The sequence below is a fragment of the Flectobacillus sp. genome (assembly GCF_049240685.1).
In the GTDB taxonomy this organism is placed as follows: domain Bacteria; phylum Bacteroidota; class Bacteroidia; order Cytophagales; family Spirosomataceae; genus Flectobacillus.
Genome location: NZ_JBMLSD010000500.1, coordinates 1 through 3,699 on the forward strand (window position 1 = coordinate 1; position 3,699 = coordinate 3,699).

At 39.5% G+C, this 3,699-nt stretch carries 3 protein-coding genes; all 3 read right to left on the reverse strand.

The features are described from left to right. Positions 1 to 95: 95 nt before the first annotated feature. The 3 genes from ACOVQ4_RS23055 to ACOVQ4_RS23065 all read right to left on the reverse strand — a co-directional run bounded on the left by ACOVQ4_RS23055 (position 96) and on the right by ACOVQ4_RS23065 (position 3,600). Positions 96 to 2,423 carry a glycoside hydrolase family 65 protein gene (locus ACOVQ4_RS23055; protein WP_421822936.1) on the reverse strand — a complete coding sequence of 776 codons (2,328 nt, stop codon included), beginning with the start codon at positions 2,421 to 2,423 and terminating at the stop codon, positions 96 to 98. A gap of 321 nt (positions 2,424 to 2,744) precedes the next feature. Continuing rightward, positions 2,745 to 3,395, reverse strand: a complete 651-nt coding sequence (gene pgmB, locus ACOVQ4_RS23060) for a beta-phosphoglucomutase (RefSeq protein WP_421822937.1) — start codon at positions 3,393 to 3,395, stop codon at positions 2,745 to 2,747. A gap of 43 nt (positions 3,396 to 3,438) precedes the next feature. Continuing rightward, positions 3,439 to 3,600, reverse strand: coding sequence for a hypothetical protein (locus ACOVQ4_RS23065; protein ID WP_421822938.1), 162 nt, complete (start codon positions 3,598 to 3,600; stop codon positions 3,439 to 3,441). Positions 3,601 to 3,699 lie beyond the last annotated feature (99 nt).

Below are 3,699 nucleotides of genomic sequence, written 5' to 3' on the forward strand. Positions count from 1 at the left end.
AAATATTTTCCGACCCCTTTTTTGAGGCTATCATGCTAGATTTACTTGGTTTGAGACGCACTCATTGCGTCTCAAACCAAATTAAAATTAGATAACTACGCCAATTCGGTAGCGCCTAGGGCAACCACCACCGATGTAGCGGCTTTTACCTCATAGGCTTCAGCCCCCACGTTAATGGTAATATCTCCGCCTTCAAGGTTTTCGATAGTTACATTGTCGGATGTTGTAATAATATTTAGGATATTATTTCTAAATCTAATTTTGAAAGCAAATGATTTCCAATTTTCTGGAACAAATGGATTCAAGAATACTTGTCCATTTTTTACACGCATTCCACCAAATCCTTTTATAACAGACATCCATGTTCCAGCCATTGAGGTAATGTGCAAGCCGTCTTCCGTATCATTGTTATAATCATCCAAATCCAGACGAGCCGAACGCTGATAGAATTCATAACTACGAGGTTTGTCGCCCAATTTTGCGGCAATAATTGAGTGTACACATGGACTCAAAGAAGACTCATGTACAGTCATTGGCTCATAGAAATCATAGTTACGACGAATCGTATCAATGTCGAAATCATCTTCAAAGAAATAGATTCCTTGCAATACGTCGGCTTGTTTGATGAAACAAGAACGGAGGATTCTGTCCCAAGACCATTTTTGGTTGATAGGACGCTCTGAAGCAGGGAGGTCTTTTACTTGAATCAATTCTTTATCCAAGAATCCATCTTGTTGTAAATAGATACCCAACTCTTTGTCTTCTGGCAAGTACATATTGTCGATGATATGCTGAAACTTTCCAAACTCAGCCTCCTCATTTAGGTTCAACAAAGCTACGAGTTCGGCATAACGAGCGCTATCGGTTGACTTGATGTATTCGGCTGCTTCTTTGGCATATTTCAAACACCAAACGGCAATATAACTTGTGTACCAGTTGTTGTTTACGTTGTTTTCGTATTCATTTGGTCCTGTAACGCCCAACATCACGTATTGCTTTTTGGCAATAGACCAGTTGACACGTTGCGCCCAAAAACGAGCGATACCTAATAATACTTCAAAGCCATATTCTGCCAAATAGGCTTTGTCATCGGTATAGTTTATGTAATCGTAAATGGCATAGGCAATTGCTCCGTTACGGTGAATTTCTTCAAAAGTAATTTCCCATTCGTTGTGGCACTCTTCTCCGTTCATCGTAACCATCGGGTACAATGCAGCGCCATCCTTAAATCCTAGTTTACCAGCATTTTCAATAGCACGACCCAATTGTTTCCAACGATACACTAGCAAGTTACGAGCTACTTGAGCATCGGCAGTAGCCATGTAGAATGGAATACAATATGCTTCAGTGTCCCAGTAAGTTGAACCACCATATTTTTCCCCAGTAAATCCTTTAGGACCGATATTCAAACGAGCATCCTCACCTGAGTAAGTTTGGTTCAATTGGAAAATATTGAAACGAATTCCTTGTTGAGCGGCCACATCGCCTTCGATTACGATATCGTTCATGTGCCATTTCGAAATCCATTTTTCAGCTTGTTCAGCCAACATTTTGGCGTAGCCTTTGGCCGAGATTTTTGCTAAATAAGCTTTAGCCTCTGGCAAAAGTTCTTCGATTGCATAGTTTTCAGAAGAAAGATTACAAGCATATTTCACCAAAGTAGTCTCTTGCCCTGAAATAACGTCTAAGCTTACTTGGCTTGCAACATACTTCTCTGCCTTAATTGGAAAGCTTTGAAAATCGACAGATTTTCCATCTTGAAGAATTTCAAACTTTTGACCAGTTACCACGTGGAAGCCAGTCTTTTTAGTGCGAAGTTCGATATAGCCTTCTGCAAAAGCAGTTTCGCGATGGATTTCGTCCCAGAACTTTTCGTCGTAGTTGGCATCCTTATTCTTGATATCACCATCGATAAATGGCGTAAGAGTAAGTTTACCGTCAAAATTCAATGGCGTAATCGAGTAGCTGATAGCGCCCGATTCGTCATCCACAATAGAGTTAAATCTTTTTGTATATACTTTGATTTGTTTTCCACTTGCCAAAGTTGCGATAAACGAGCGCTCCAAATACCCCTCTCTCATGTTGAGCACACGGCGGAAGTCTGCTACCTCGCAACGATTCAAATCTAACTCTTCTCCATCGATTTCGACTTTGATACCAATCCAGTTGGCAGCGTTCAATACTTTTGCGAAATACTCAGGATAACCATTCTTCCACCAACCCACACGGGTTTTGTCAGGATAGTATACACCCGCAACATAATTTCCTTGAAGGGTCTTCCCAGTAAAGGTTTCTTCAAAATTACCGCGCTGGCCCATACGTCCATTTCCTAGTGAGCAAACCGATTCGGTGATTTCGTTGTATTCACGGTGAAATCCCTCTTCAATTATGCACCATTCGTCATGTTTTAAGTAGTTTTTCATTGTATTATAATGGATGGTTAATGGCAATGTATCTAACTATTTCCAATACTTCAATACTTCCACCTATCTTTTATACGCAAGTTCTTGGAAAAATACAATTACTTAAATTGATTATTTTATTAGACCGCTAAATTAGTTCAATTCCAGAAAATAGTCCTTGCTGTGCTAGGGTGTTTTTTTTGTATTTAAAAATGAATAAAAACAAGCCGCTCTCCGCAAAATTATTCTAAAGTCCTGATAATGAAATAGGGTAGCCAAAATGACTACCCTCATACCATCTTTTAAGTAAAAAAACATCTCATTAATTAAGAGACTTTATACTTAAATCTGCGCTAACTTCTCTACCGAAAAATCTTCGAAAGTAGCAATTACAATATCTGCTTCTGTCAAAATATCTGCCGAACCGATACCTACAGCTTTCATACCACCAGCTTTGGCCGCTTGAACACCCGCAACAGCATCCTCAAACACCACACATTCAGACGATTGCGCTCCTGTTGCCTCCGCTCCCATCAAAAATACTTGTGGGTCTGGTTTGCCTTTGGTGATATTGTTGCCATCGATGATTGCATCGAAATAATCTAGCATTTCAATTCTTTCTAAAATCAACTTTGAATTTTTGCTTGCCGAACCCAAGGCAATTTTGATTCCGTTGGCACGAAGAGAGGTTAAAAACTCAGGAACACCGGGCAGAACTTCATTTGGTGTCATTTGCATCACCAAGTCCAAATACCATTGGTTTTTCTTGGTCGCCCATGCTTCCTTCTCCTCAGCGGTCAGTGTTACCCCACCCCAATTCAAGATAAGTTCAAGGGATTCCATTCGACTGATACCTTTCAACTGCTCATTTTGGTGTTCTGTAAAATCAAAACCCAATTCGTTAGCTAAGCGTCTCCATGCTTGAAAATGGTAAACTGCTGTATCCACGATTACGCCATCGAGGTCAAAAAGGCACGCTTTTACTGTTGTCATTGTTTGAAAATTTGGTTAATGGAAAAAAGAGAGGTTGGGAATTTTAGCATTCCCAACCTTCTCTAAAATTTATTACTACAAAGTTACGAGGAGTATTGTTTAGAAAGACAAAGAGGTACTGAGAATATTTCAGAGGTCTGATGTTTGACTGCGAATGACGAATTAGTGCTGTACGAAGGATTTTATGTTGTTCAGAAATATTCATTTCGTGGGCATTTTTGCCACAGTGGCAATTTTATTCTAAAAACAAAACATAATCCTCATACAGTCCTGATTAGGAATACTAAATTTCATTCTTTCATTC

Excerpts from the sequence above, each read along its gene's own strand:
- ACOVQ4_RS23055 (WP_421822936.1), bottom strand. The coding sequence starts at position 2,423 with ATGAAAAACTACTTAAAACATGACGAATGGTGCATAATTGAAGAGGGA.
- pgmB (WP_421822937.1), bottom strand. The coding sequence starts at position 3,395 with ATGACAACAGTAAAAGCGTGCCTTTTTGACCTCGATGGCGTAATCGTG.
- ACOVQ4_RS23065 (WP_421822938.1), bottom strand. The coding sequence starts at position 3,600 with ATGAATATTTCTGAACAACATAAAATCCTTCGTACAGCACTAATTCGT.